Below are 21875 nucleotides of genomic sequence, written 5' to 3' on the forward strand. Positions count from 1 at the left end.
ATATCGGGTTTTTGAAATAAAAGTATGGAGGATTACATTGAAATCGTTGGACAGTTTGCGTGCGGCATACGATTATATCAGGCTCATCCTCGATATCGGTATCCTCACGTTTATCCTGTATAAGGCGTACCGGCTCATCGTCAAAACGAACGGCATGCAGATCATCCGCGCCGCCGTCATCGTCGGCTTGGCCTATGCCGCTTCCATTTTTTTGCATCTCGAAACGCTGCAGTGGATTTTAAACGTCATGGGACCCGGCTTTCTCATCGCCTTTGCGATCGTGTTTCAGCCGGAAATGCGGAAACTCTTTTTAAAGCTCGGGCAGAGCAGGTGGTTCGCTTTCGGCAGTCGTTCAAAGCACACTTATGTCGATTCCGTTTTGATCGCGGCGGAGATACTGTCGAAGCAAAAGCGGGGTATGCTCGTCGTATTCGAGCGGCATACGAAGATGGACGATATCCTCAATACCGGTACAAAGCTCAACGCCGACCTTTCGTCGAGCCTGCTCGTGACGATTTTCGGCATGGATACGCCTCTCCACGACGGCGCCTGTTTTGTGCTCGGCGGAAAGCTCCTCGCCGCAGGCTGTTTTTTGCCGCTGAGTGAACAGTATGATATTAAAAAAACTTTCGGTACGCGTCACCGCGCCGCCCTCGGCCTTTCGGAAGTTTCCGATGCAGTCGTGCTCGTCGTGTCCGAAGAGACGGGAGCGATAAGCCTCGCATACGATTCGAAGCTGCACTACGATTTGACGATGACGGAGCTGACGAAGATTCTCGAAAACCTTCTCGAAATTACGCCCGACGCATATCAGGTAGAGGATACGATAGATGAAAACAAAGCAGCTGTTTGAAAAGCTCACGGAAAATTGGCAGGCAAAAGTGATTTGCTTCGGCCTCGCGCTCGGACTCTATGTCGTACACATCACATCGATCCTCGATCGGAAAACGTATACCGTCCCGTTAAAAGTTGTCGCCGACGGAGGTATGTATCCGATGAGCGATTATCCCGAATATGTGCGCATAACGGTACGATCGACGGCTGAAAATATTGCGGAAACGCTGCAGAGCGATTTTACGGCGACGATCGATTTGACGAAATACGAAAAGGAAGGGAGCTTTTCGGTTCCCGTGTCCGTGCACTTGTCGCCGAAACTTTTGCTCATGGATCCCTTTGAAATAAAATTGAATCCCGAATCGGTATCCATGCGCCTCGAAGAAAAGACGCTGAAATACGTGTCTGTCGCCCCCTCTCTTTCAGGCGAAGTGCCCCACGGCTATGCCGTTACCAAAATGTCTGTGGAACCGGCGACGGTCGAAATTGTGGGACCGCGCAGAGCCGTCGACGAAACGAAGCAGGTGTATACGTCCGCGATCGACGTGACCGCCCTTACTTCTCCGAAAACGTTTGAAGCGTCGCTGCAAAACATCAATTCGCTCCTCGCGATAAACCCCGCAAAATCCTATACCGTGCACGTCGATGTTGCGGAAGAACCGCTCGTAAAAAAGTTTACCGATGTGCCGGTGCGCCTTTTGTTTTTGCCCGAAGCGCTCGAAGCCGAAGGAGAATCTCCGAAGATAAGTTTCGACGTCGCAGGAACCGTGCCGACGCTCGAAGATTATGAACTTTCGGAAAGCGCCGTATATGCCGACTGCAGCGCGATCGATAAGGTCGGCACCTACGATTTACCCGTACACATTACGCTTCCGTCGTATTTTCAAATAGAAAATCAAAGCGCGGAAACGGTGAACGTTGCGGTAAGAGTGCGCCGCGAAACTCAGTCGGAGAGCGCCGGCCGATGATCTACGGTATCGGAACCGACATAGCCGACGTGCGCCGCTTTGCAAAGTGGGTCGAAAATCCCGATTTGATCGAACGCTTTTTCAATAAACGCGAAATAAAAACTTCCGGTTCCCGCCAAAAACTGCAGGAACACTACGCATCGCGTTTTTCCGTCAAAGAAGCATTTTCGAAAGCGCTCGGAACGGGCGTTGCGGGTTTCGAACTCGGCGAAGTGTATGTCGAACACGATGCAGAAGGCAAGCCCGAACTCCGTCTCGAAGGCCGCGCTGCCGCCCTCGTCGAAATGCGGTGCGGATCGTGCGCGCGCATATCCGTATCGCTCAGCCACGAAAAGGAATATGCTGTTGCATTTGTCGTCATTGAAGTGTAGAATTATCGTATGATGCATGCAAAGGTTGGAGTATGACGATTCAAGGCGTAAAAAAGGAATCCGATAAAAAGAAAATTGCGCTTTCGTATTGGTCGAAAGACAAATGCCTGTGTCCCGTGTGCCGCAAAGAGTTCGACCGGGAAATCATGCTTTCGGGGCAGGGCAGAATGATAGCCGGAAAACTCACCGACGAACTGCACCGCATCTTCGAACCGTCGAAACGCTACGGTCGCATCTACCCTCTCATCTACGATATCGGCGCGTGCCCCAACTGTTTTACGGCGATGCTGTGGTCGGATTTTAAAGACATCAAAAACAAAGACGCAATCGAAAAAATATATTCCCATTCGGAAAAGCGGAAACAGGCGGTCAACACCGTCTTTCCGTATTTCGATCTGCACCGTCAGCGCTCCCTTTTCGACGGCTGCGCAATGTATTACCTTGCGCTGCTCACCTACGAGGATGCGAATGTTGAGCTGCTTCCGACCATGAAGCGCGCGATCCTTTCGCTGCGTCTTGCGTGGCTCTCCGGAGAATTGAACGAACGCTGTCCCGGTCACAATTACGATTATATGTCGAAAGTGTTTTATCAAAAGGCCACGTTTTTTTATGAACAGGCTGTTCTGAACGAAATGAACCGCGTCGAAAAAAGCTCGACGCTTGCAAACTGCGGTCCCGACATGGATAAAAATTACGGCTGGGACGGAGTCATCTACCTGTGCGGATTGCTCGAATACAAATACGGGCAGACGGACGATCAGCAGCTCCGACTCAAAAAATTGAGCCAGTCGAAAACGGCGATCGCGCGCATCTTCGGTCTCGGAAAATCGTCTAAGGCGAAGCCCGGCCCTCTCCTCGAAAAGTCGCGCGATCTCTACGATAAACTTTCGGCTGAAGTGCGCGATGACAATATTTAGGGGAGCCGGTGCGCAATATTTTATTGACCCTTTCCTATGACGGTACGGACTTTTGCGGATGGCAGCGGCAGGACGGAAGCAATGCGGGAAAGAGCGTGCGCACGGTGCAGGCCGTCCTCGAAGAAGCGCTTGCAAAACTGCACGGCACCCATATCACGCTTTACGGATCGGGTCGCACCGACAGCGGAGTGCATGCGCTCGCCCAAGCGGCGAATTTTTTTTCACCGATCGATTCGATCCCTATCGAAAAATATCCTTTAATAATCAACAATATGCTGCCACCCGATGTGCGCGTTATGAGCGCATCTTCGGTCGATGAAAAGTTCAACGCGCGCTACAGTGCGACGAGCAGGGTGTACCGCTATTGTATGTTCGCGTCGGGCACGCCTCCGGCGCATCTTTCGCGTTACGTATGGCCGCTTTTCAGAATGCCCGATGTGAAAAAGCTCAATGCGCTTGCCGCATGCCTTTCGGGGGAACTCGACTGTGCGTCTTTTGCCGCTTCGGGGGATGTAAGCCTTTCGACAAATCGCTATATCGAGCGTGTGGGATTTTTTATTGAGAGCGCGTTTCCGTACGGTTCCCTCGTCGTATTCGAAATAGAAGCGAATGCGTTTTTGTGGAAGATGGTGCGTACGATCTGCGGCACGCTTTTGCAGCTCGAAAAAAAAGGAGCTTCCGACGATGCGCTCAAAAAAATCATCGAAGAGAAGGATCGGAGGAAGGCCGGCATAACCGCTCCCCCGCAGGGATTGTTTTTGCACGAAGTCAAATTCGACGGACAGAGGCGACACGCTTAAAAAAAGGCACGACCGAAACGGCAGTGCCTTTTTTAATAATTAATAATTATAAACGGTCGATTTTACAGCTTAAAGCGTGCGCTTACGTTTGCGCTCCACAGATTGTTTCGCGGATTCCAGCAGCCGCCGAGGGTGCAGTCGAAAAAGAAAATGTTCAAGCCCAGACCCGCATAGAGCTGCGGCTGGATTTTCCCCCATGCAAAACCCTTCGAATTGTAATCGTGCGCTTCGCCTCCGCTTCCGTTATGGACGTTACCCTGCGGCACTCCTCCGACTTCGTATGTCGAAGCATACGCATAATCGTAATGACTTTTCGACGCCGTAACATAGGCGCGCATACCGGCATAGGGCGTCAGGATAAAGAATTTTTTCGAAACCTGCGCCTGTACAAAAAGCGTGTGCAGGTCGAATTTCGTATTCATCTCCGTATTTGCTGTAACGCTTGCATGTTGTATGGAGCCGACCATTCCGTCGTATGTCGACGAACCTTTTACACCGAGCGCCATGTGCGTGTATATGTAACCCGCGCCGACGGATATTTTCGGAAGCAGGGTGCTTCCTTTCATAACGGCATAGCGGATATCGCCGCCGAACGAATAGTACGTGATCGCGCCGGTAAAATCTTCGAACTTCAGCGAATTGATTTTCAGGTATGAACCGTACAGGCCGACATCGAACGGAAGGATGATGCCGCCCAAACGCGCATTTACCGAATAAGCGGGAAAGGGGATAGCATTCGGGATCGAAAAATTGAAGTCCTGCGATGCGCCTGCGGCAGCACCGTTGATTTCGTTGACGATCGTTTCGGCAACCGATGAAAATTCTTTTGTCTTTATAAACGTACCGGCGACCGTAAGGCCGATACCGAAATGCGGCGGCACGGACGGGAAGAGTTTTCCGATATATGCGTCCGACCAAACTCCGAGCTGCGTCGTCGTTTCGGGAAGCACTTCCGTCATTTTGTCCGTAAAAGATTCGAACGCTTTGCCGATATCCGCGCTCGCTCCGAACACGGAGGCGGTCGATAAAAGGGATGCCGCCGCGAATACGGAAAGCGATTTTAAAAATTTGCGTATTGTCATAAAATCCTCCCAAGTAAGATTTTGTTCAGTATACTTCGTATATATGCAAAATACAAGCGGCATATTGACACGTTGTGTCCGAGTATGCTATAGTTTCAAAACGGCAGGTGCCGTATGTCTCCTTCGTCTAGTGGTTAGGACATCGGGTTTTCATCCCGACAACAGCAGTTCAATTCTGCTAGGAGATGATTCATGGATATAATCGTTTTCGATCTCGGTGGCGTTTGTATTTTCAATTTTCAAACGATAGGAAAAATCGCTTTACACTATCATCTCAACGAAGCCGACGTCTATGCCGAATATATGCGTTCGGATATTCCGCTCATGGAAGGCGTCATGACGACAAAGGAGTGGTGGAAGGCTGCATCCGAAAAATTCGGCGTCGATTCCGATGCCGATCCCCTCGTCGATCTTTTTACGCCTTATCCGAACGCACCTGTTCTTGCGCTCGTTGACGAACTTCGTTCGCGCGGAAAGAGGGTTGTGTGCGGCTCCAATACTTGCGAGGGGCATTGGCAAAAGATGAACGCGTGCGCTTCGCTTGAGTCGCATTTCGACCGCTGCTATCTTTCTCAGCGTATGGGGCTTGCAAAACCCGACGTGCGTTTTTTCGATTATATTTTGCGCGCCGAAGGCGTCGAAGCTTCTCGTGCGCTTTTTATCGACGATACGAAAGCGAATATCGAAGGCGCCGAAAAAGCGGGTATGCGCGGCTTTTTGTTCCGCGACGAGTTTTCGTGGGCGGCTCTCGATAAGCTTCGAAGCATCGTGCTGTAGCTTTCGATGGACAGCCGAAAATATTTTTAATCCAACGTCTATATCCTTATTTACGATCGTTTTTTATCCCATATTATTTTGAATAATGGAATAATTACTGTTTTTATCTTTTTATAGCTGGTCAATATCTTTGTATTAAATTGTGTAATCTATTGTAATACAAGGAAATATAAATATGAATACGTTTGCATTATTATAAGAAAAAACCTATAAAAATATAGAAAAATCGCTTGACATGGCATATTTTTGATGTATAATGTATACGTATTCATATAAAGGCGGTGTTTTATGCTTTTTGGAGTTCGTAAAACGAAACGCAATACGGATGCTTTTTATGCATTGCTTTTTCTGTTTCCGGTATTTGTGCTGATCGTAGCGGTCACTCTTATACCGATCGTATCCGCAATCCGTACGAGCTTTTATGCAACACAATACGCTCAAATCAAGCAATTTATCGGATTGGAAAATTATAAACAAATAATAGGGACGCCGGAAGGGCGCAGCAGTATAAGAATTTCAATCGTGTATGTACTTGGCTCTTTAGCGCTTGTGATGCCGTTAGGCGTTATTATCGGGACACTGCTCAATAAAAAGATTGCGCTGAGAGGTATTTTTCGAACTTTTATCGTTATCCCATGGGTTTTATCGCAGACAGTGACCGCACTGTTGTGGAAATGGATACTGAACGGTAATTATGGCCCCGTTTCGTATATTCATATGCTTATTACCGGAAATAAACTTGATGTATTCAGCGATGCCGCGCAATCGATGTTTATAGTGATTATTGCAAATGTATGGAATACGTTGCCGGTTGTAATCATTCTGACACTTGCAGCGCTCCAAAGTATTCCGAAAGAAATTTACGAAGCGGCGATGATAGACGGTGTTCCTGCTTTGAAAACATATACGGCTATCACGCTGCCGATGATCAAATCGACGCTTATCACGGCGCTTGTCATGCAAAGTATGGAATATTTTAATATGGTGACGCTCATCTATGTGTTGACGGCGGGAGGCCCGTTAAATGCAACACAGACACTGAGCGTTGCAACTTTTAGAAACGGTTTTGACTTTTGGCATTTGGGGGTGGCTTCCTCCTATAGCGTGATAATCTTTCTTTTAAATATAGCGTTCAGCCTCGGATATATCAGATTGCTGAGCAAGAGAGATAATTAGATTATGAAAAAATCGATCGTCCGCAAAATTCCGTATTTCACTATTCTAACCGTATTCGTTCTGTGTGTGGTGGCTCTTATAGCTTTATTTCCCGTATTGTGGGCTTTTTTTACTTCGCTAAAGCCGGATGAAGAAGTTGCTGTTTGGCCTCCTCGTTTTTTCCCGTTGAGTATTACGTGGAGTAATTATTTTAAGGTTGTGTTTCAATCCGATTTTTTTCGTTATTTTATCAATAGCGTTTTCGTTACACTGATCGGTATCGTTATCATGACGGCGGTCGCCGCTCACGCGGCTTTTGCACTCATGCATTTTGATATACGGGGAAAAAAATCGATGCTGTTTATCATCCTCATGACTGCCATGATTCCTCCCGTCGCTCTGCTTGTGCCGTTATACCTTATGACTGTCAAAGTCGGCTTATATAATACGCGAATTATATTGATAATCATTTATACGGCATGGCGCGCTCCCGTACTTACGTGGATTCTGCAGGGTTTTTTTAAGGAATTGCCGAAAGAGATAATTGAAGCCGGCATCATAGACGGTTGTTCGAAACCGAAAGCATTTTATGCGTTAGCGCTTCCGATTTCACAGCCCGGTATTGTTTCTGCAGCGCTTCTTTCTGCCGTCTACGTGTGGAACGATTTTCTTGTTTCATTTTCATTTACTACAAAGAATGAAATACGCATGCTATCGGTCGGATTGTATCAGTATATTTCTCAATACGGTATTCAATGGGGTCAGTTAATGGCTGCCGTGATAATTTCCATATTGCCGATTATCGTTTTATTTATTTTATTGCAACGCAAGTTCGTCGAGGGGATGGCAGCCGGTGCGGTGAAGGGCTAAGCACCGACATAGACTGCATTGTAATATGAAATGTATAAAAATAAAATCGATATTCATAAGATGAAGGAGGTCTTTATGAAGCGGATTTATGCTGTATTTTTTATTGTAACGGCTTTTTGTGCATTTGCGTTTGCAAGTGGACAAAACGATTCTAATGCTGCTTCGACAGGCAAAACGGGAATAACGATGAAATTTTGGATTTTTCTCGATCCGACATCGACGGAAGATCCGCGAAGTGTCGTGTTGAAAGATATTGTCGATACCTATAACGCGACGAATGCATACGGTAATAAAGTGATCGTTGAAAGTATCCACTGGAGCAGATTCGAGTCGCAGGTGATCCAAGCTGCGGCAAGCGGTACAGGTCCGGATATCCTCAATGTGTTTTCAGATCAACTTAGGACGCATATGGAAGCCGGTACCGTACGACCGATGACAAAATATGCGTTAACGTTTATTTCATCGATGCCCGATTATATTCATACTGCGCAAAAGCTTACCCAGGGTGATGGAAATATCTATTCATTGCCGTGGGAAAGTCGCGTTACTGTGCTTTGGTATCGAACCGACGTATATGCGAAAGCCCCGGATTCATGGGAAACTCTGAGAACACTCGGATCGGCTGCTTCGGATAAAAACGGACTCGGCTTTGCGCTCGCATTGGGTGAAGGAGGAAACGGTGCGGGACTCATGGAAACCTTTATTCCTTGGCTCCGAAGCGCAGGGGGAGAATTGCTCGATAAGAACGGAAAAGCTGCGTTTAATTCCGATGCGGGAGTAAAAGTTGTACGATACATTGCGTCGCTCGTCAAAGCGGGAACGATGAACAATACGGCGATGAGTATGGTTTATGACGATCTCGTTGATGGGTATAAAAGCGGTACGATTTATGCCGGAAACGTTGCGACACAGCGCGCTTCTGCTATACGAAAATCGAATCTCGTAAGCAAATTTGCCTGTGCACCTATACCGGGGGTAGATGTATCTGCACCTGCTCCTGCATACGTAGCAGGACAAACGCTTGCTATCGGCGCTCATGCACAAAATCCCGATATGGCATTTGATTTTATAAAATCGTTTTATTCCATCGAAAATCAAACAAAATGGGTTAAGGCAAATTGTCTTCCCGTCAGAACCGATGTGTATAACGACAAACAGGTTCAAAGTATTCCGACATACAAGGATATGCAGATGTGGAGTGAATACGCGAAAACGGGGGCAATTGTATTCTTTCCCGCCGATTATTCGGAATTATCGTCGCGCCTTGCTCAGGCTGTTCAAAAAGTCGTATTTCAGGGAGCAGATGCTAAAGCTCAGCTCGACAGCGTAGCGAAATGGTACAATGCAAAATAAAACGGAGGAGCAGCGGTTTGCATGATGCATAGCGTGCAAATCGCTGTCGGAGTACAATGAAACAGTTTTATGATGTTATAGTGGTCGGCGGCGGTCCCGCCGGAATTATGTCGGCGCTCGCTTCCGGGAAATGCGGAGCCGATACGTTGCTTATTGAAAAAAACGGATTTTTAGGAGGGGCTGCGACGGCAAGCGTCCTCGGTCCGATTTCACCTTTTCATTTTAAGGACGAACAGGTAATCAACGGAATACCGCAGGATTTTATCGATCGCTTGATAAAAGAGAACGGCAGCACCGGTCATCTAAAAACGATCGATCCGTTCGGTAGCGGCGATTCGCTGGGTTTTTATGATCGTGAAAAATATAAATATGTTGCGGCAAAGATGCTCGGCGAATGCGGTGTCGATATACTCTATCACTCGTTTATTGATGACGTGATGCGTGAAAATGACATCGTAAAAGGTGTGGTGACGGTTGCAAAAGACGGTTTAAAACAATGCATCCGTGCGTCAATCGTCGTCGATGCGACGGGAGACGGCGACATTGCATTTCGGGCGGGTGAAAATTACAGTATCGGCGACGAGCAGATGCATCGTGTATCGCCTTCATCGGCAATGTTCGAAATGGCCAATGTTGATACCGATGCGGTGTTTTCGTACATAAAAAATAATATAAGCGATTTCGAATTTTATACGGATTGCGTTCCGATGAGAGAATTTTCCCGTCGCTTTGATCAACATTTTTTTGTTGCGCAGGGATTTAAAAGCCTCGTCAAAAAAGCGGTTGAAAATCGCGATCTTTTATTCGGACGAGATTCCATATTGTTGTTAAACGGAATACACCCCGGAACAGTTCATTTTAATTCTACGAGAATTTGCGGAGGAGATTCTCTTTCTGCCGAGGGACTTACAAAACAGGAAATAGACGGGCGGAATCAAATAGATTCCGTTTCCGAATTCATGATCAAATATGTACCCGGCTTTGAGAATGCGTTTGTAAGCGTTACTAATGCATCGATAGGCGTACGTGAATCACGCCACATAGAAGGATGCTATACGCTTACCGGAGAAGATGCAGCGGAGGGGCGGAAATTCAAAGATGTCGTGAGCAGAGGCTATTTTCCGATCGATCTTCATAATCCTGACGGCGGTTCCGGATACGGAAAGGGAAGCGTATGGCAACCGCTCAAAGATACCTATGATATTCCGTATCGCTGTCTTGTTCCCAGACATATTGACGGTATGTTGTTGTCGGGCAGGTGCATATCGGGGACAAGCGAAGCGCACGGTTCGTATCGTACGCAAGGCGGCATTATGGGGATCGGACAGGCGGCGGGAACCGCAGCAGCCCTTTGTGCTTTCCGGCATATACAGCCGCGGCAGCTCGATGCGGAAGCGGTACAAAAAAAACTTATTTCGTTTGGCGCTTCCGTATTTCGCGATGAAGAAAAAATGCTTGAGGAAAAAAGACGCGCGCATGAAATCGTAAAAAAATATATACAAGCACACCGAGGAAATTTGATTACAAAACCGGAAATTCTTTCTCAATTCGAATAATCGGAATCGAAAATTGATAAAAACGAAATCACCGAAACGGTGGTTTCGTTTTTTAAAATATGGTACAATTCCGCAGGTGGTTTAGATTGAAAAATTCAAAATCGATTACATCTGTGGAAGTAGCGAAACTTGTCGGTGTGTCTCAGGCTACCGTTTCTCGTGCGTTTAATAATCCTGAAAAAGTCGATCCGGAAACTAAACGGCGGATAATGGCGGTTGCCCGCCGATGTCATTATATTCCTAACGCTATAGCGAAATCGCTCGTATCCCGGAAAACGAATATCATCGGTGCGGTAATTGAAGACTTTGAAAATCCTTTTTACGTTTCGTTTGTGTATCGGCTTGCAGAAAAACTTGCGGAGTCGGGGAAAAAGGTGCTGCTTTTTAATCCTTGTGCAAATGAAAATGTTGAAATGCTTCTTCAGGAGGCGAGGAGTTTCAGAGTAGACGGTCTGGTTATAGCTTCTGCAATTCTGTCGCAGCAATTATTGGAAAAAGAGATACCTGCGACGATTCCCGTCGTTATGATAAACCGGCAAAGCGCTTCGGGCAATTATTGTTCCGTTGCGAGCGATGATGTTTCTTGCGGGCGTATGGTTGCCGACTATTTTATACGTCAGAATAGATACAAATCCTACTGTTATGTAGCCGGAGCAGATGTAAAACCAAGCAGTATTAATCGCAGGAGAGGATTTAAGGATAGGCTCTGTGAATGGGGCATTCGCTCATTGATCCAGTTAAAAGGCGACTATACATATATAAGCGGTAAACAAGCTGCAATGGCGCTTTTAAATAAAAAAATCGAATTGCCGCTTGCCGTATTTGCAGCAAACGATCTGATGGCTTTAGGCTTATTGGATGAATTGAAGTATACATCGCAATACAACATACCGACCGATATTTCGATTATCGGTGTTGATAACATTGAGCAAAGCTGTTGGGCAAGTTATAATTTGACGACGATGCAATTACCGATTGAGGAGATGATACAGTGCGCGTTTCGATATATCAATGCTGCGGATGATGCACGCGTTCAAAATGCGGGGCGCCATTTATTTCCATGTACACTGATAGTGCGCGGGACAGCATAATCGTTGTTTTGCAGCGATGCAATTTCATATAGTTGTAAGCGTTCCGGACGGAAGTGATGGACAGCCGAAAATATTTTTCAGATTCAGTTATCGATGAACTCAAACGCGCCGTCCGAGAAGCGGGCGGTAACGAAGTGTTTTTTACCGGCGATATCGATTCGTCGGGTATCGTCGTTTCGGTAAAAGTCGGCGCTCGCGGTAATGAGAGCGAAGTTCCCGTCAATCAAAACGACGTGCGCGAATGCGCGGTCCTCATCCACAATCATCCGAGCGGGCACCTCGAACCCTCCGACGCGGATATGGCGGTCGCTTCCGACGCGTCCGAACGCGCACAGGGGTTTTACATCATCGACAACAGTGCTTCGCACGTATATGTCGTCATGGAAGCGGTAAAGCCGAAATCGATTACCAAGCTCGATATCGACGCGGCAGCCCTATATCTCGAAAACGGCGGCCCGCTTTCCGTGCAATCGGAAAGCTACGAAGAGCGCCCCGTGCAGATAGCGCTCCTTCGGAGCATCGCCCGCTCCTTCAATGAAAATTCGCTCGGCGTATTCGAAGCGGGAACCGGCGTCGGAAAATCCTACGCTTATCTCATCCCCGCGATGCTGTGGGCGGTTTCGAACGGCGAGCGCGTCGTCATTTCCACGGGCACGATCAATTTGCAGCAGCAGCTGTGCGAAAAAGACATCCCCGCAGCGGAAAAGATAATCGGAAAAAAGTGCAAAGCCGTCCTCGTCAAAGGCAGACAAAATTACGTGTGCCTCCGCCGCCTGTCGGATGCGGGAAGCGAAAGAGAGCTTTTCGGTGACGATACGGAAACCTTCGATGCGATAGCCCGGTGGGCTGAAAAGAGCGCGACGGGAAGCAAAAGCGATTTGCCTTTTATGCCCGGAGAAAAGATATGGTCGCGCATAAAAAGCGAAAGCGATGCGTGTATGGGGCCGCGCTGTCCCTTTTACGCGCAGTGCTTTGTCATGAAAGTGAGGAAAGAGGCTTCGGCTGCCGATATCGTCGTCGTAAACCATCATTTACTTTTCGCTGACATCGAGTCGCGTCTGAGCGGGGCGGGCTGGGACGATCAGGCGGTTTTGCCGCCGTATCGTCACGTTGTATTCGATGAAGCGCACGGCATCGAAAACGCGGCGACGAGTTTTTTCAGCGGTACGGCGAACCGATTTGCGATTTTGCGTCAAGTAAATCTTTTGTACCGCAGACACAAAAATTCCGAAGCGGGATATATCTGCACGCTTGCAATTTTGTCGTCGAACGAAGATCGCGCGGCGGATGCGAGCGGGATCGTGAGCCGCGTTAAGTCGGCGATCGCGGATTTGGAAACTGCGGCGGGAGATATATTGCAGGACGATTACACGATACGCCTTTCCGATGCGACTTCTCGCGATTTCGGGCCGCTTCTTTCTCTTGCCGCTTCCCTTGCGTCTTCTCTTGCATCTCTTATCGCCCTTGTAAAAGAATTGATGGAAGGCATCACGGACGAGGACAAAGCGGCAGGCGCGTATTGGGAAGCGAAGCTCGTCGTCCGCAGGCTCGAAGCGGCTTTGCTTTTGTTCAACGACTTTACGGCGTGGGATGAAAAACGCGATTCGGTGTTTTACTTGCAAAAAAAATATCTTCCGAGCGATGCACTTTCGGCGAAAGACGATGAGCGGCAGTATACGCTGTTTACGAAAACGCCGCTCGACATCGCGCCTCTTATGAACACGGGCGTATTCGAGCCGATGGAGTCGGTCGTGTGTACGTCGGCGACGCTTTCGATACACAAAAATTTTTCGTGGTGGATGCGGCGGACGGGCGTTTCATTTGCCGATGAAGATCGCGTCCGCACCGGAGATTTTCCGTCTCCGTTTCCGTATAAAACGAACCTGCTTTTTTCCGTTCCGTCCGACGCCCCTCTTCCCGAAAACGCCGTCGACTTTCAGCGCTTCGTCGTGTCGGCCGTGAGCCGCCTTGTCTCCGCCGCACGGGGCAGGACGCTCGTCCTCTTTACGTCCTACGATATGCTTCGAAACACCTTTGCCGATGCGGCACCCTTTCTTTCGAAGTTCCGACTTTTAAAACAGGGCGACGACGATGCTTCCCGCCTCCTCGCTTCGTTCCGCGAAGATATAGAAAGCGTGCTCTTTGCAACCGATTCTTTTTGGCAGGGCGTCGATGTTCCCGGCTCTTCTCTTTCGCAAGTGATCATCGTAAAGCTGCCCTTTTCCGTACCGAACGATCCCGTCTTTACCGCCCGCTCCGAAGCCGTCGTAAGGCGGGGCGGAAGACCGTTTATGGAACTCAGCGTTCCCGAAGCGGTCATCAAATTTCGGCAGGGATTCGGCCGCCTCATCAGGCGGAGCGATGACCGAGGCTGTGTTACGCTCCTCGACAAACGCATTTACGAAAAGCGCTACGGCTCGATATTTTTAGGCAGCATACCCGAATCGAAACGCCTCTACGAAGATATCGATACGATCGTATCGGAAACGGAGCGCTTTCTATTTGACAGCTGAGGCATTTCACTATATTATTGCTTTATGTCGAGCCTTGTCACATTATGCTGCCTGTTCGGAATGGTAACATTGCCGTCCATCGGCAATATCATTTTGTATCCCATATCTAAAAAAGCGAGCGCCGTTCTTTCCGATTATATCGTGCGTACGGTAGCTCCGCGCCTATTTGCGATTTTATCCTGTTACAAGCATTTTCGTTTTATCGGCGACAAGCGGCGTTTCGGCGAACTTCCGCCGCAGTTTATCATCATTTCGAATCATCAAAGCCTTTTCGACATACCCTGCTATATGAATTATTTTCGCGATAAAAATCTGCGCTTTGTCGCAAAGGCGGAGCTAGGCCGCCATATCCCGCTCGTGTCGGAAATGCTGCGTTCACAGGAGCACTGCCTTATCCCGCGCAGGGCAAGTCCCGTAACGGCGATGAAGACGATCGAAGATTTTGCACGGCGCGTGCTTGAGCGCGACCAGATACCGGTGCTCTTTCCCGAAGGCTCTCGGACGCGGAACGGAAACGTAGGAAAGTTTTATTCTGCGGGATTTCGAAAACTCGCAGAAGCGACCGCGCTCCCCGTCGTCGTGTGTGCGCTCGACGGCGGCTGGGAGATCGGCAGGCTGCGCACGATCATGACGAATTTGAAAAACGGCAGTTATAAAGTGACGATCGTAAAAATCTATGATGCGCCGAAGACGAAGGAAGCGCAGAACGCGATTTTGGAAGAAGCGCCGCGCCTTATCCAAGCGCAGCTCGACGCGTGGCGGTCATCGGTTAAATAAAAAAGCGCACCGAAAGGAGCGGCGTAGGAAAATGCAAACCCGTAAGCGTCATGCGATTACGGGTTTGCGCATTGAAAATCACATAAAGATATCGAGTATGAGCAGGGCGGCAAAGCCGACCGCCCATGCGATCGTCGTTGAAATCGACCATACGCGGATCTGTTCTTTCGTGTCGGTGATGCCGCTCAAGCGGTTTACGACCCAGTAGAAACTGTCGTTGAAGTACGAAAAGAAGAGCGAACCGACCGTCGCCGCGAGCGCACCGAGCACCATATTGCCTCCTGCGGCCGCAACGATCGGAGCGGTGATCCCCGCCGCGGTGATCATAGCGACGGTACCCGAACCCTGCACGAAGCGTACGAGCGTCGCGATGATAAAGGGCAGGAGGATAACGGGGATGTGCGTCGCAGCGATCCCCTGTGCGATGTAATTTCCGACGCCCGCATCTTTGATGACTTGTCCGAGCGCACCGCCTCCGCCGGTCACGAGTATGATGATGCCTGCGCTTTTGATGCTCGCCTCAAGCGTATTGATAACGGACTCTCTGCTCTGCCCGCGCGTCAGCGTAAAGATCGCAATCAGCGTCCCGATCAGCACCGCGAAAATCGGCGTACCGACGACGAAAAAGAATGTCGCGATCGGCCCCGTCGCCTTCAGTGCGGAAAGAACCGTATTTAATAAAATGAGCACGACCGGCAGGACTATAGGCATAAACGAAACAAATGTGGACGGCAGTTTTTTCGCGTTCGCGCCGTCGTTTGTATCGTACTGCGGTTTTTGATAAGGCGGACGGAGCCATTCGCCTTCTTTATCGCCCGGGATCTGATAAATCTTTTTACCGAGCCATTTGCCGTAAAACATGACCGCGAGCGTCATCGGAATGGATACGACGAGGCCGAGCAGCAAAAAATTGCCGACGTCGATTCCGAAGGTTCCTGCCACGCCGAGCGGACCGGGCGTCGGCGGTACGAGCGAGTGCGTGATGACCAAGCCTCCCGCGAGCGCGATGCTCAGCGATACCATCGATTTTTTCGTTTCTCTTGAAAGCGCGCGTGCGAGCGGCGAGAGGATGACGAATCCCGAATCGCAAAAGATCGCGATCGAAACGACGTATCCGGTAATAGCCATCGCAAATTCTTCCCGTCCCTTGCCGAAGAGTTTAAGGAATGCCCTCGCCATGCGCTCCGCAGCTCCCGACGCTTCGAATATCTGACCCATCATGACACCCAAGCCGATGATGATACCGATACCGCCGAGCGTTCCGCCGAAGCCCTTTGTGATCGTCCCCGCAATCGCCGTCGGTGCCATACCGCCTGCAAGTCCGATGATGCACGATGCGATAATCAACGCGATAAACACGTGGACTTTCGTTTTGAGAATGAGCAGGATCAGCACTAATAGACCGATTCCGAGTCCTACGAGCATCTGTGCTCCTGAAATGTCTCCCATACTTCCTCCTATAAAAACTTTTGCAGGAAATATCAATTTCCGAAAAAGTTTTTAGCCGTGCGCATAAGCGCACACGTTTAATAGTCGAGTTTGCAAATACAGTGTATTGTACTCATACGATTTTTATCGAGATAGCACTTATACACGGCTTCTGCAAACATCCACGCAAACTCGAGATAAGAACGCTGCGATTTCGAGCAATGCACAGAAATTGCGAGTGTCTCCCATAAAAGAAAAACGCTTCGGCGTTTTTCGTCTCCGGACTTTAGCGACGGCGCTATTTCGGACGGCGCTTTTTATCGTACCTCCTATAAAAACCCTGTTTATTTTATGCGGCACTCATCCGCATAATCATCCGTTAATAAAATTCGGCGAATACTTTACCGCAAGGCGGATCGCTTCTATCATGCTCACCGCGCTCGCCTTTCCCGTACCGGCTATGTCCATCGCAGTGCCGTGATCGACGGAAGTGCGGAGGATCGGCATGCCGCCGGTAACCGAAATCGTGCGCTCGAAGTCGAGCGTTTTCGTCGCGATGTGTCCCTGATCGTGATAAAGCGAAAGGACACTGTTGAATTTGCCGATGAGCGCGAGATGGAAGACGGAATCCGCCCCGATGGGACCTGCGACCGGGTATCCTTCTTTTTGGAGAGATTCGACCGCCGGCGTTACGTCCGTCACTTCTTCGGTTCCGAACAGTCCGTGTTCGCCCGAATGCGGATTCAAACCCGCGACGGCCATCGTACCTTCGGTGACGCCGAGTTTTTTAAGCGCGTCGAGGCAGCGCTTTACGTAATCGACGATGCGCTCTTTTTTTACCATTTTGCACGCTTCCATGAGAGATACGTGGCGCGTCAAAAAGAAAACGCGCAGACCGCGCACTTCGAACATCGTCAGCGGATCGCTCGTATGCGTCAGCGCTCCGAAGATTTCCGTGTGACCGATAAAAGGCACGCCTCCCGCTTTGAGCGCTTCTTTGTTGATCGGAGTCGTAGCGACGGCGGCGACTTTATGCTCCATCGCGAGCGAAATGCTTTTTTCGATATACTCGTATGCGGCTTTTCCGCACATACCGTCGATCGTACCGATTTTAAACCTTGCCATATCGATATTGTCGAAGTCGATGAGGTTAAGTACGTTTTCGCGGTAGTCGCCGTCTTCGGGATTTTCGATGCAGCGTATCGAAAGCGGCACATTTGTAATCCGTATCGCCCCTTCCATGATCTTTTTGTCACCGATAACGACGCATTTTGCCGCGGCACACGTGTCTTTGTCCGCGACGGCTTTCGCAACGATTTCCGGCCCGATGCCTGCGGGGTCTCCGATCGGAATCGCAATAAAAGGTCTTGTCATAGTATTGCTCCCATAAAATTGTTTTCAAATTAATAATTTTTATACGGACGGCCGACGTCGCATTTTCTCAAAGGTACACCGTTTAAGTCGAATGCGCTCACCATGCTTCCGTTTAAATATGCGTAGTCAAATATGCGATGCAGTCTTTGAGTGCATATTTATCGCCGGCCATGCCTCCCTTTGTGATCACTTTCAAGCCGTCAAAATCTCCCCCGCACAATTCTCCGTACGCGGTAAGCGGCAGCACTTCCGTGTGCAACTTGATGCTCGATACGCGAAGCTCATCGTAGACGGCAAGCGTTATATCCCCTCCGCTCGTGTACAGCGCTTTGATGTCGTTTTGCCGCCGCAAAATTTCTGCAGCCATGGCCGCAAACGACGAGTTGACGATATCAGACAGTTCGTCGCTCGTACGCTTCGTCCGCTTTTCGTATTTTGTAAAATCGACTCGCTTGTCGGGGTCTATACCTTCTCCGATGAGCGCGTAGATGCGGAACTCTCGTGCAGCTGCCGCAATCGCTTCGATGTTGCGCCGTATTTCCGCTTGCCGCGATTCGTCGCTTTTTATAAGTTCTTCGATCTTGATGAGCGATACGAAGATGTCACGCGACGGAAGCACTTCGTCGATCTGCATTTTTGCGACGCCGTTTACGCTTCCGATCACGAGCAGTACGGAGCCTCCGTCGTTTTTTATTCGCGGAGCGATAGTGCTTTTGACAAGAGCCGCCGTAAAAGGTCCGGGTCCGACGCTTATAAACGGGATGCCCGATGCGATTCCCGCACCGGCGATCAGTTCCAAATCGTCGTCGGTGATGCAGTCGAACAGGATCGTACGTATGCCTTCTTTTGCAAGCGCCGTTATGCGTTCTGCGACGTATGTTTTTCCTTTACGCAACTCTCCCAAATCGACGGACGCGACGGGATATTTCGACTGCCTGCGGAATATGTCTTCGACACGGGACGTATCGATAGGATTTTTCGGATCGACGGCTGCGCTCGTTTTATGGAGCGGCACCGAATTGACGAGCATATATCCGCCGCAGACGATTCGTCCGGACGACGGAAAACTCGGAGCGACGAGGGCGGTATAGTTTTCGCCGAGCGCGTCGAGCATCGCATCCGTTTCCCGACCGAGGTTTCCTCTGAGCGTGCTGTCGATGCGTTTGGCGTATACTTTCGTATCTCCGCTTTTTAATTTTTTTGTCGCTTCGAATACGCGCCGGTACGCTTCTTCGGGCGTCCGGCTTCGGCTGTTTGTCGGGTACAGGAGACAATCGCATTCACGTTGTATGTCTTTTGCGCCGTCGAGCTCCAACACGGTGTGTGCGCTGTATCCCGCTTTATGAAGCAGAACTCCCGTTGCGTTCGCTCCCGTCAAATCGTCTGCTATGATCAAACATTGCGGCATAATTTCCTACCTTGAAGTGCGGCATTGCAGGAAGTGTCAACTTCCGAAAATGCCGCAGCGGTGCGCGAGAGCGCACACGTATATGGTCGAGTTTTCGAAAGAAAACTCGAAGTTAAACGAGACGCGCTATTTCAGCGGCTCGTTTAAACCTTGAAGTGCGGCATTGCAGGAAGTGTCAACTTCCTGCAATGCCGCAGCGGTGCGCGAGAGCGCACACGTATATGAGCGAGTTTTCGAAAGAAAACTCGAAGTTAAACGAGACGCGCTATTTCAGCGGCTCGTTTAAACCTTTTACACGGCGATCACGCTGATGCGTTTTTTGCGCAGCGCGGTCAGCTCTTTTCCTGTGAATTTTTTATCGGTGATGACACCGGTATAGTCGGCAAGCGTATTGATTTTTATCGTCGCCCGTTTATCGAATTTTTCTGTGTCTGCGACGAGATACGAGCGGTCGCTGTTTTCGACGATCTTTCGCTTCAGCGCGACTTTTTCGAGAGTCGGCGTGCGCACGGTAAAATCTTCATCGATTGCAGCCGTTCCGATAAACGCCGCGTCGATGAGAAAGTTTTCGATTATCTGTTCGGCAAACATACCCATCACGCAGCCGGTCGTCTTTTGGATATAGCCGCCGCAGACGTATACGTTTGTCCTGCTCTGCGACAGCATCATTGCGATCTGCAAGTCGTCGGTGATGACTGTTACGTCTTCTCTGTCGGCGATGAGCTGCGCGATTTGATACGTCGTCGTTCCTGCATCGAGGAAGACGGTATCGTTCGAATTAATAAATTTTATCGCCGCGTTTGCAATCCTGCATTTTTCGGCGGCGTTGGAAACTTTTTTGTTGTAATACGGCGTTTCCTGTTTGATGATCGCCCCTCCGTGGCAGCGGTTGATGAGACCGCGCGTTTTTAAACTCGTCAAATCCCTGCGGATCGTCATCGCGCTTACGTCGAGTTCTTTTGCGAGAGCATCCACTTGAACGGATCCCGCGGTTTTGATTTTGTCCAAGATATAGCGTTCTCGTTCTATTTCCAGTGTTTTTTCCATATTTTTTTCATCATTTTTACGTGTTGCTTAATGTTCGATTATGTTCGAACTTGTTTGATTATAAACCCGCCGCCGAAGCCTGTCAAGAATTATTTTTTTGTTGTTTATGTGGTCATCTGTGCGGATTGCGTTCCGCCCGCGCGAATTGCTTAGACCCGTATCGATTCTTGCGGTGAAATAGCCGAAAATCCGATCCTATGTTATACTGTGTGCGAGGTATTGTTATGGTAATGATAATTATTTTTACAATTGTAATCGGCGCGCTCATCGGATGGCTTGCCGGAATTTTTATGAAAAGCAAACACGGTTTTTGGACAAACTGCCTGATCGGCATCATCGGTTCAATCGTGGGTTCCGCCATCGCGAATGCGCTGAATATCGGCGGAGGGGGATTCGCTTCTTCGATAATCATCGGCGTTGCGGGCTCGTGTATCTTTATCGCGGCTGTCCGCGCGATCATGGGGAAAAAATTTTAAACACGGATGTACGTGTGCGCTTTCGCGCACTAATGCGGCATTTTCGGAAGTTGATATTTCCTGCAATGCCGCATTTTAAGGAGTGTTTTGATGATACGCATGGGAATTATCGGTGCGGGGCGTATCGCTGCCGTCATCGCAAAGACGATCCGTATGATGCGCGAGCGCGGTATCCATCGCGTAGAACTGTACGGCGTCGCATCCCGCAGCGCGGAAAAAGGGCGCGCTTTTGCCGCCGAATACGGTGCGAAAAAATCGTTCGCATCGTATGAAGCGCTCGTCTCCGATCCCTCAGTCGATCTCGTGTATATCGCGACGCCGCATTCGCATCACGCCCGGCACATACGGCTCTGCCTTGAAGGCGGGAAGCACGTGCTGTGCGAAAAAGCGTTTACCGCAAACGCCGCCGAAGCGAAACTTGTCGTCGACCTTGCGCGCGAAAAAAAACTTTTGCTTGCCGAAGCGATTTGGACGCGCTACCAGCCGATGCGAAACATCATCGCAGAGGCGGTTGCGTCGAAAATCGCAGGGGAAGCGAAAATGCTTACGGCGAATTTAAGCTACAGTATCCTGCACAAAGAGCGCATCGTTCGCCCCGAACTCGCAGGCGGTGCGCTCCTCGATGTCGGCATCTATGCGCTGAACTTTGCCGAAATGATTTTCGGCCGTTCGGACGGAGTGCAGGCTGTTTGCCAAAAAAATGCGGCCGGAGTCGACATACACGACAGCATCACGCTTACGTATGAAAACGACGGACGGCTCGCGATCCTTGCCGCAGGAGCAGACGCGGTCTCCGACCGCTACGGGATGATTTACTGCACGGACGGATTTATACAAATCGAAAACATCAACAATCCCCAGAAGATAAGCGTTTTTAATAAAGAGCGCACATTGGTAAAAGAGGAAGCGTGTCCCGCGCAGCTGACAGGCTATGAATATGAACTCATTGAAGCGGCGGACGCGATAGAAGCGGGCAAAATCGAATGCCCTTCGATGCCGCTTTCCGAAACGTTGCACATTATGGAACTGATGGATGAAATCAGGCGGATTTTCGGCGTGCGCTATCCGTTCGAATAAA

At 49.4% G+C, this 21875-nt stretch carries 20 protein-coding genes and 1 tRNA gene; 16 read left to right on the top strand and 5 right to left on the bottom strand.

Translation table 11 applies throughout. The features are described from left to right. Positions 1 to 37 precede the first annotated feature (37 nt). From cdaA to truA, 5 genes are read left to right on the top strand one after another with little or no spacing between them, the layout of a single operon-like run. Positions 38 to 853: a diadenylate cyclase CdaA gene (gene cdaA / locus JSQ97_RS05270; protein WP_187384615.1), complete on the top strand. Its 816-nt coding sequence runs from the start codon at positions 38 to 40 to the stop codon at positions 851 to 853. After that, positions 831 to 1802 carry a CdaR family protein gene (locus JSQ97_RS05275; RefSeq protein ID WP_205075092.1) on the top strand — a complete coding sequence of 324 codons (972 nt, stop codon included), beginning with the start codon at positions 831 to 833 and terminating at the stop codon, positions 1800 to 1802. Before cdaA ends, JSQ97_RS05275 begins: the two co-directional genes overlap by 23 nt. Next, entirely contained in the window at positions 1799 to 2173 is a 375-nt protein-coding gene (acpS, locus tag JSQ97_RS05280) for a holo-ACP synthase (RefSeq protein ID WP_205075093.1), read from the top strand. Before JSQ97_RS05275 ends, acpS begins: the two co-directional genes overlap by 4 nt. Positions 2174 to 2205: 32 nt before the next feature. Beyond that, complete coding sequence (locus JSQ97_RS05285; RefSeq protein ID WP_205075094.1) at positions 2206 to 3090, top strand: DUF2225 domain-containing protein; 885 nt, start codon at positions 2206 to 2208, stop codon at positions 3088 to 3090. Positions 3091 to 3098: 8 nt separating this feature from the next. Next, positions 3099 to 3890 carry a tRNA pseudouridine(38-40) synthase TruA gene (truA, locus tag JSQ97_RS05290; protein WP_205075095.1) on the top strand — a complete coding sequence of 264 codons (792 nt, stop codon included), beginning with the start codon at positions 3099 to 3101 and terminating at the stop codon, positions 3888 to 3890. 62 nt (positions 3891 to 3952) lie between these two features. Here the strand turns inward: truA and JSQ97_RS05295 are convergent, their stop codons facing one another. After that, the gene (locus JSQ97_RS05295) at positions 3953 to 4972 is read right to left on the bottom strand and encodes a hypothetical protein (RefSeq protein WP_205075096.1); all 1020 of its coding nucleotides are present in this window, start codon (positions 4970 to 4972) and stop codon (positions 3953 to 3955) included. A gap of 116 nt (positions 4973 to 5088) precedes the next feature. On the opposite strand from JSQ97_RS05295, the gene JSQ97_RS05300 reads away from it, so the two are divergent. The 9 genes from JSQ97_RS05300 to JSQ97_RS05340 all read left to right on the top strand — a co-directional run bounded on the left by JSQ97_RS05300 (position 5089) and on the right by JSQ97_RS05340 (position 15064). After that, a tRNA-Glu gene (locus JSQ97_RS05300) sits at positions 5089 to 5160 on the top strand. Between the two features lie 4 nt (positions 5161 to 5164). Continuing rightward, entirely contained in the window at positions 5165 to 5749 is a 585-nt protein-coding gene (locus JSQ97_RS05305) for an HAD family hydrolase (protein WP_205075097.1), read from the top strand. A 288-nt stretch (positions 5750 to 6037) separates the two neighbouring features. Further along, positions 6038 to 6925: a carbohydrate ABC transporter permease gene (locus JSQ97_RS05310; protein ID WP_205075098.1), complete on the top strand. Its 888-nt coding sequence runs from the start codon at positions 6038 to 6040 to the stop codon at positions 6923 to 6925. A gap of 198 nt (positions 6926 to 7123) precedes the next feature. Further along, on the top strand, positions 7124 to 7774 hold the full coding sequence (locus JSQ97_RS05315; RefSeq protein ID WP_205075099.1) for a carbohydrate ABC transporter permease: 651 nt from the start codon (positions 7124 to 7126) through the stop codon (positions 7772 to 7774). 75 nt (positions 7775 to 7849) lie between these two features. Beyond that, positions 7850 to 9127 (top strand): ABC transporter substrate-binding protein, encoded by a 1278-nt coding sequence (locus JSQ97_RS05320; RefSeq protein ID WP_205075100.1) that lies wholly within the window; start codon positions 7850 to 7852, stop codon positions 9125 to 9127. Positions 9128 to 9183: 56 nt separating this feature from the next. Next, on the top strand, positions 9184 to 10683 hold the full coding sequence (locus JSQ97_RS05325; protein WP_205075101.1) for an FAD-dependent oxidoreductase: 1500 nt from the start codon (positions 9184 to 9186) through the stop codon (positions 10681 to 10683). An 86-nt stretch (positions 10684 to 10769) separates the two neighbouring features. Next, positions 10770 to 11774, top strand: coding sequence for a LacI family DNA-binding transcriptional regulator (locus JSQ97_RS05330; protein WP_205075102.1), 1005 nt, complete (start codon positions 10770 to 10772; stop codon positions 11772 to 11774). Positions 11775 to 11830: 56 nt separating this feature from the next. After that, positions 11831 to 14287 (top strand): helicase C-terminal domain-containing protein, encoded by a 2457-nt coding sequence (locus JSQ97_RS05335; RefSeq protein WP_205075103.1) that lies wholly within the window; start codon positions 11831 to 11833, stop codon positions 14285 to 14287. A gap of 60 nt (positions 14288 to 14347) precedes the next feature. Continuing rightward, positions 14348 to 15064 (top strand): lysophospholipid acyltransferase family protein, encoded by a 717-nt coding sequence (locus JSQ97_RS05340; RefSeq protein WP_239446958.1) that lies wholly within the window; start codon positions 14348 to 14350, stop codon positions 15062 to 15064. A 78-nt stretch (positions 15065 to 15142) separates the two neighbouring features. Here the strand turns inward: JSQ97_RS05340 and JSQ97_RS05345 are convergent, their stop codons facing one another. The 4 genes from JSQ97_RS05345 to JSQ97_RS05360 form a co-directional block, all read right to left on the bottom strand. After that, positions 15143 to 16513 (bottom strand): GntP family permease, encoded by a 1371-nt coding sequence (locus JSQ97_RS05345; RefSeq protein WP_205075105.1) that lies wholly within the window; start codon positions 16511 to 16513, stop codon positions 15143 to 15145. A 351-nt stretch (positions 16514 to 16864) separates the two neighbouring features. After that, positions 16865 to 17866, bottom strand: a complete 1002-nt coding sequence (pdxA, locus tag JSQ97_RS05350; protein ID WP_205075106.1) for a 4-hydroxythreonine-4-phosphate dehydrogenase PdxA — start codon at positions 17864 to 17866, stop codon at positions 16865 to 16867. Between the two features lie 112 nt (positions 17867 to 17978). Beyond that, on the bottom strand, positions 17979 to 19274 hold the full coding sequence (locus tag JSQ97_RS05355) for a four-carbon acid sugar kinase family protein (protein WP_205075107.1): 1296 nt from the start codon (positions 19272 to 19274) through the stop codon (positions 17979 to 17981). A gap of 291 nt (positions 19275 to 19565) precedes the next feature. Continuing rightward, positions 19566 to 20321 (bottom strand): DeoR/GlpR family DNA-binding transcription regulator, encoded by a 756-nt coding sequence (locus JSQ97_RS05360; protein WP_205075108.1) that lies wholly within the window; start codon positions 20319 to 20321, stop codon positions 19566 to 19568. Between the two features lie 224 nt (positions 20322 to 20545). Between JSQ97_RS05360 and JSQ97_RS05365 the strand changes: the two genes are divergently transcribed. Continuing rightward, positions 20546 to 20797 carry a GlsB/YeaQ/YmgE family stress response membrane protein gene (locus JSQ97_RS05365; protein WP_187384479.1) on the top strand — a complete coding sequence of 84 codons (252 nt, stop codon included), beginning with the start codon at positions 20546 to 20548 and terminating at the stop codon, positions 20795 to 20797. A gap of 90 nt (positions 20798 to 20887) precedes the next feature. After that, the gene (locus JSQ97_RS05370) at positions 20888 to 21874 is read left to right on the top strand and encodes a Gfo/Idh/MocA family protein (RefSeq protein ID WP_239446960.1); all 987 of its coding nucleotides are present in this window, start codon (positions 20888 to 20890) and stop codon (positions 21872 to 21874) included. Position 21875 lies beyond the last annotated feature (1 nt).

Source organism: Treponema sp. Marseille-Q4523, assembly GCF_016901105.1.
Lineage (GTDB): Bacteria > Spirochaetota > Spirochaetia > Treponematales > Treponemataceae > Treponema_D.

What these genes read in the sequence shown, in the direction of transcription:
- JSQ97_RS05275 (WP_205075092.1), top strand. Translation starts at nt 831, where the DNA reads ATGAAAACAAAGCAGCTGTTTGAAAAGCTCACGGAAAATTGGCAGGCA.
- acpS (WP_205075093.1), top strand. Translation starts at nt 1,799, where the DNA reads ATGATCTACGGTATCGGAACCGACATAGCCGACGTGCGCCGCTTTGCA.
- JSQ97_RS05285 (WP_205075094.1), top strand. Translation starts at nt 2,206, where the DNA reads ATGACGATTCAAGGCGTAAAAAAGGAATCCGATAAAAAGAAAATTGCG.
- JSQ97_RS05295 (WP_205075096.1), bottom strand. Translation starts at nt 4,972, where the DNA reads ATGACAATACGCAAATTTTTAAAATCGCTTTCCGTATTCGCGGCGGCA.
- JSQ97_RS05305 (WP_205075097.1), top strand. Translation starts at nt 5,165, where the DNA reads ATGGATATAATCGTTTTCGATCTCGGTGGCGTTTGTATTTTCAATTTT.
- JSQ97_RS05310 (WP_205075098.1), top strand. Translation starts at nt 6,038, where the DNA reads ATGCTTTTTGGAGTTCGTAAAACGAAACGCAATACGGATGCTTTTTAT.
- JSQ97_RS05320 (WP_205075100.1), top strand. Translation starts at nt 7,850, where the DNA reads ATGAAGCGGATTTATGCTGTATTTTTTATTGTAACGGCTTTTTGTGCA.
- JSQ97_RS05325 (WP_205075101.1), top strand. Translation starts at nt 9,184, where the DNA reads ATGAAACAGTTTTATGATGTTATAGTGGTCGGCGGCGGTCCCGCCGGA.
- JSQ97_RS05335 (WP_205075103.1), top strand. Translation starts at nt 11,831, where the DNA reads ATGGACAGCCGAAAATATTTTTCAGATTCAGTTATCGATGAACTCAAA.
- JSQ97_RS05340 (WP_239446958.1), top strand. Translation starts at nt 14,348, where the DNA reads ATGGTAACATTGCCGTCCATCGGCAATATCATTTTGTATCCCATATCT.
- JSQ97_RS05345 (WP_205075105.1), bottom strand. Translation starts at nt 16,513, where the DNA reads ATGGGAGACATTTCAGGAGCACAGATGCTCGTAGGACTCGGAATCGGT.
- pdxA (WP_205075106.1), bottom strand. Translation starts at nt 17,866, where the DNA reads ATGACAAGACCTTTTATTGCGATTCCGATCGGAGACCCCGCAGGCATC.
- JSQ97_RS05355 (WP_205075107.1), bottom strand. Translation starts at nt 19,274, where the DNA reads ATGCCGCAATGTTTGATCATAGCAGACGATTTGACGGGAGCGAACGCA.
- JSQ97_RS05360 (WP_205075108.1), bottom strand. Translation starts at nt 20,321, where the DNA reads ATGGAAAAAACACTGGAAATAGAACGAGAACGCTATATCTTGGACAAA.
- JSQ97_RS05365 (WP_187384479.1), top strand. Translation starts at nt 20,546, where the DNA reads ATGGTAATGATAATTATTTTTACAATTGTAATCGGCGCGCTCATCGGA.
- JSQ97_RS05370 (WP_239446960.1), top strand. Translation starts at nt 20,888, where the DNA reads ATGATACGCATGGGAATTATCGGTGCGGGGCGTATCGCTGCCGTCATC.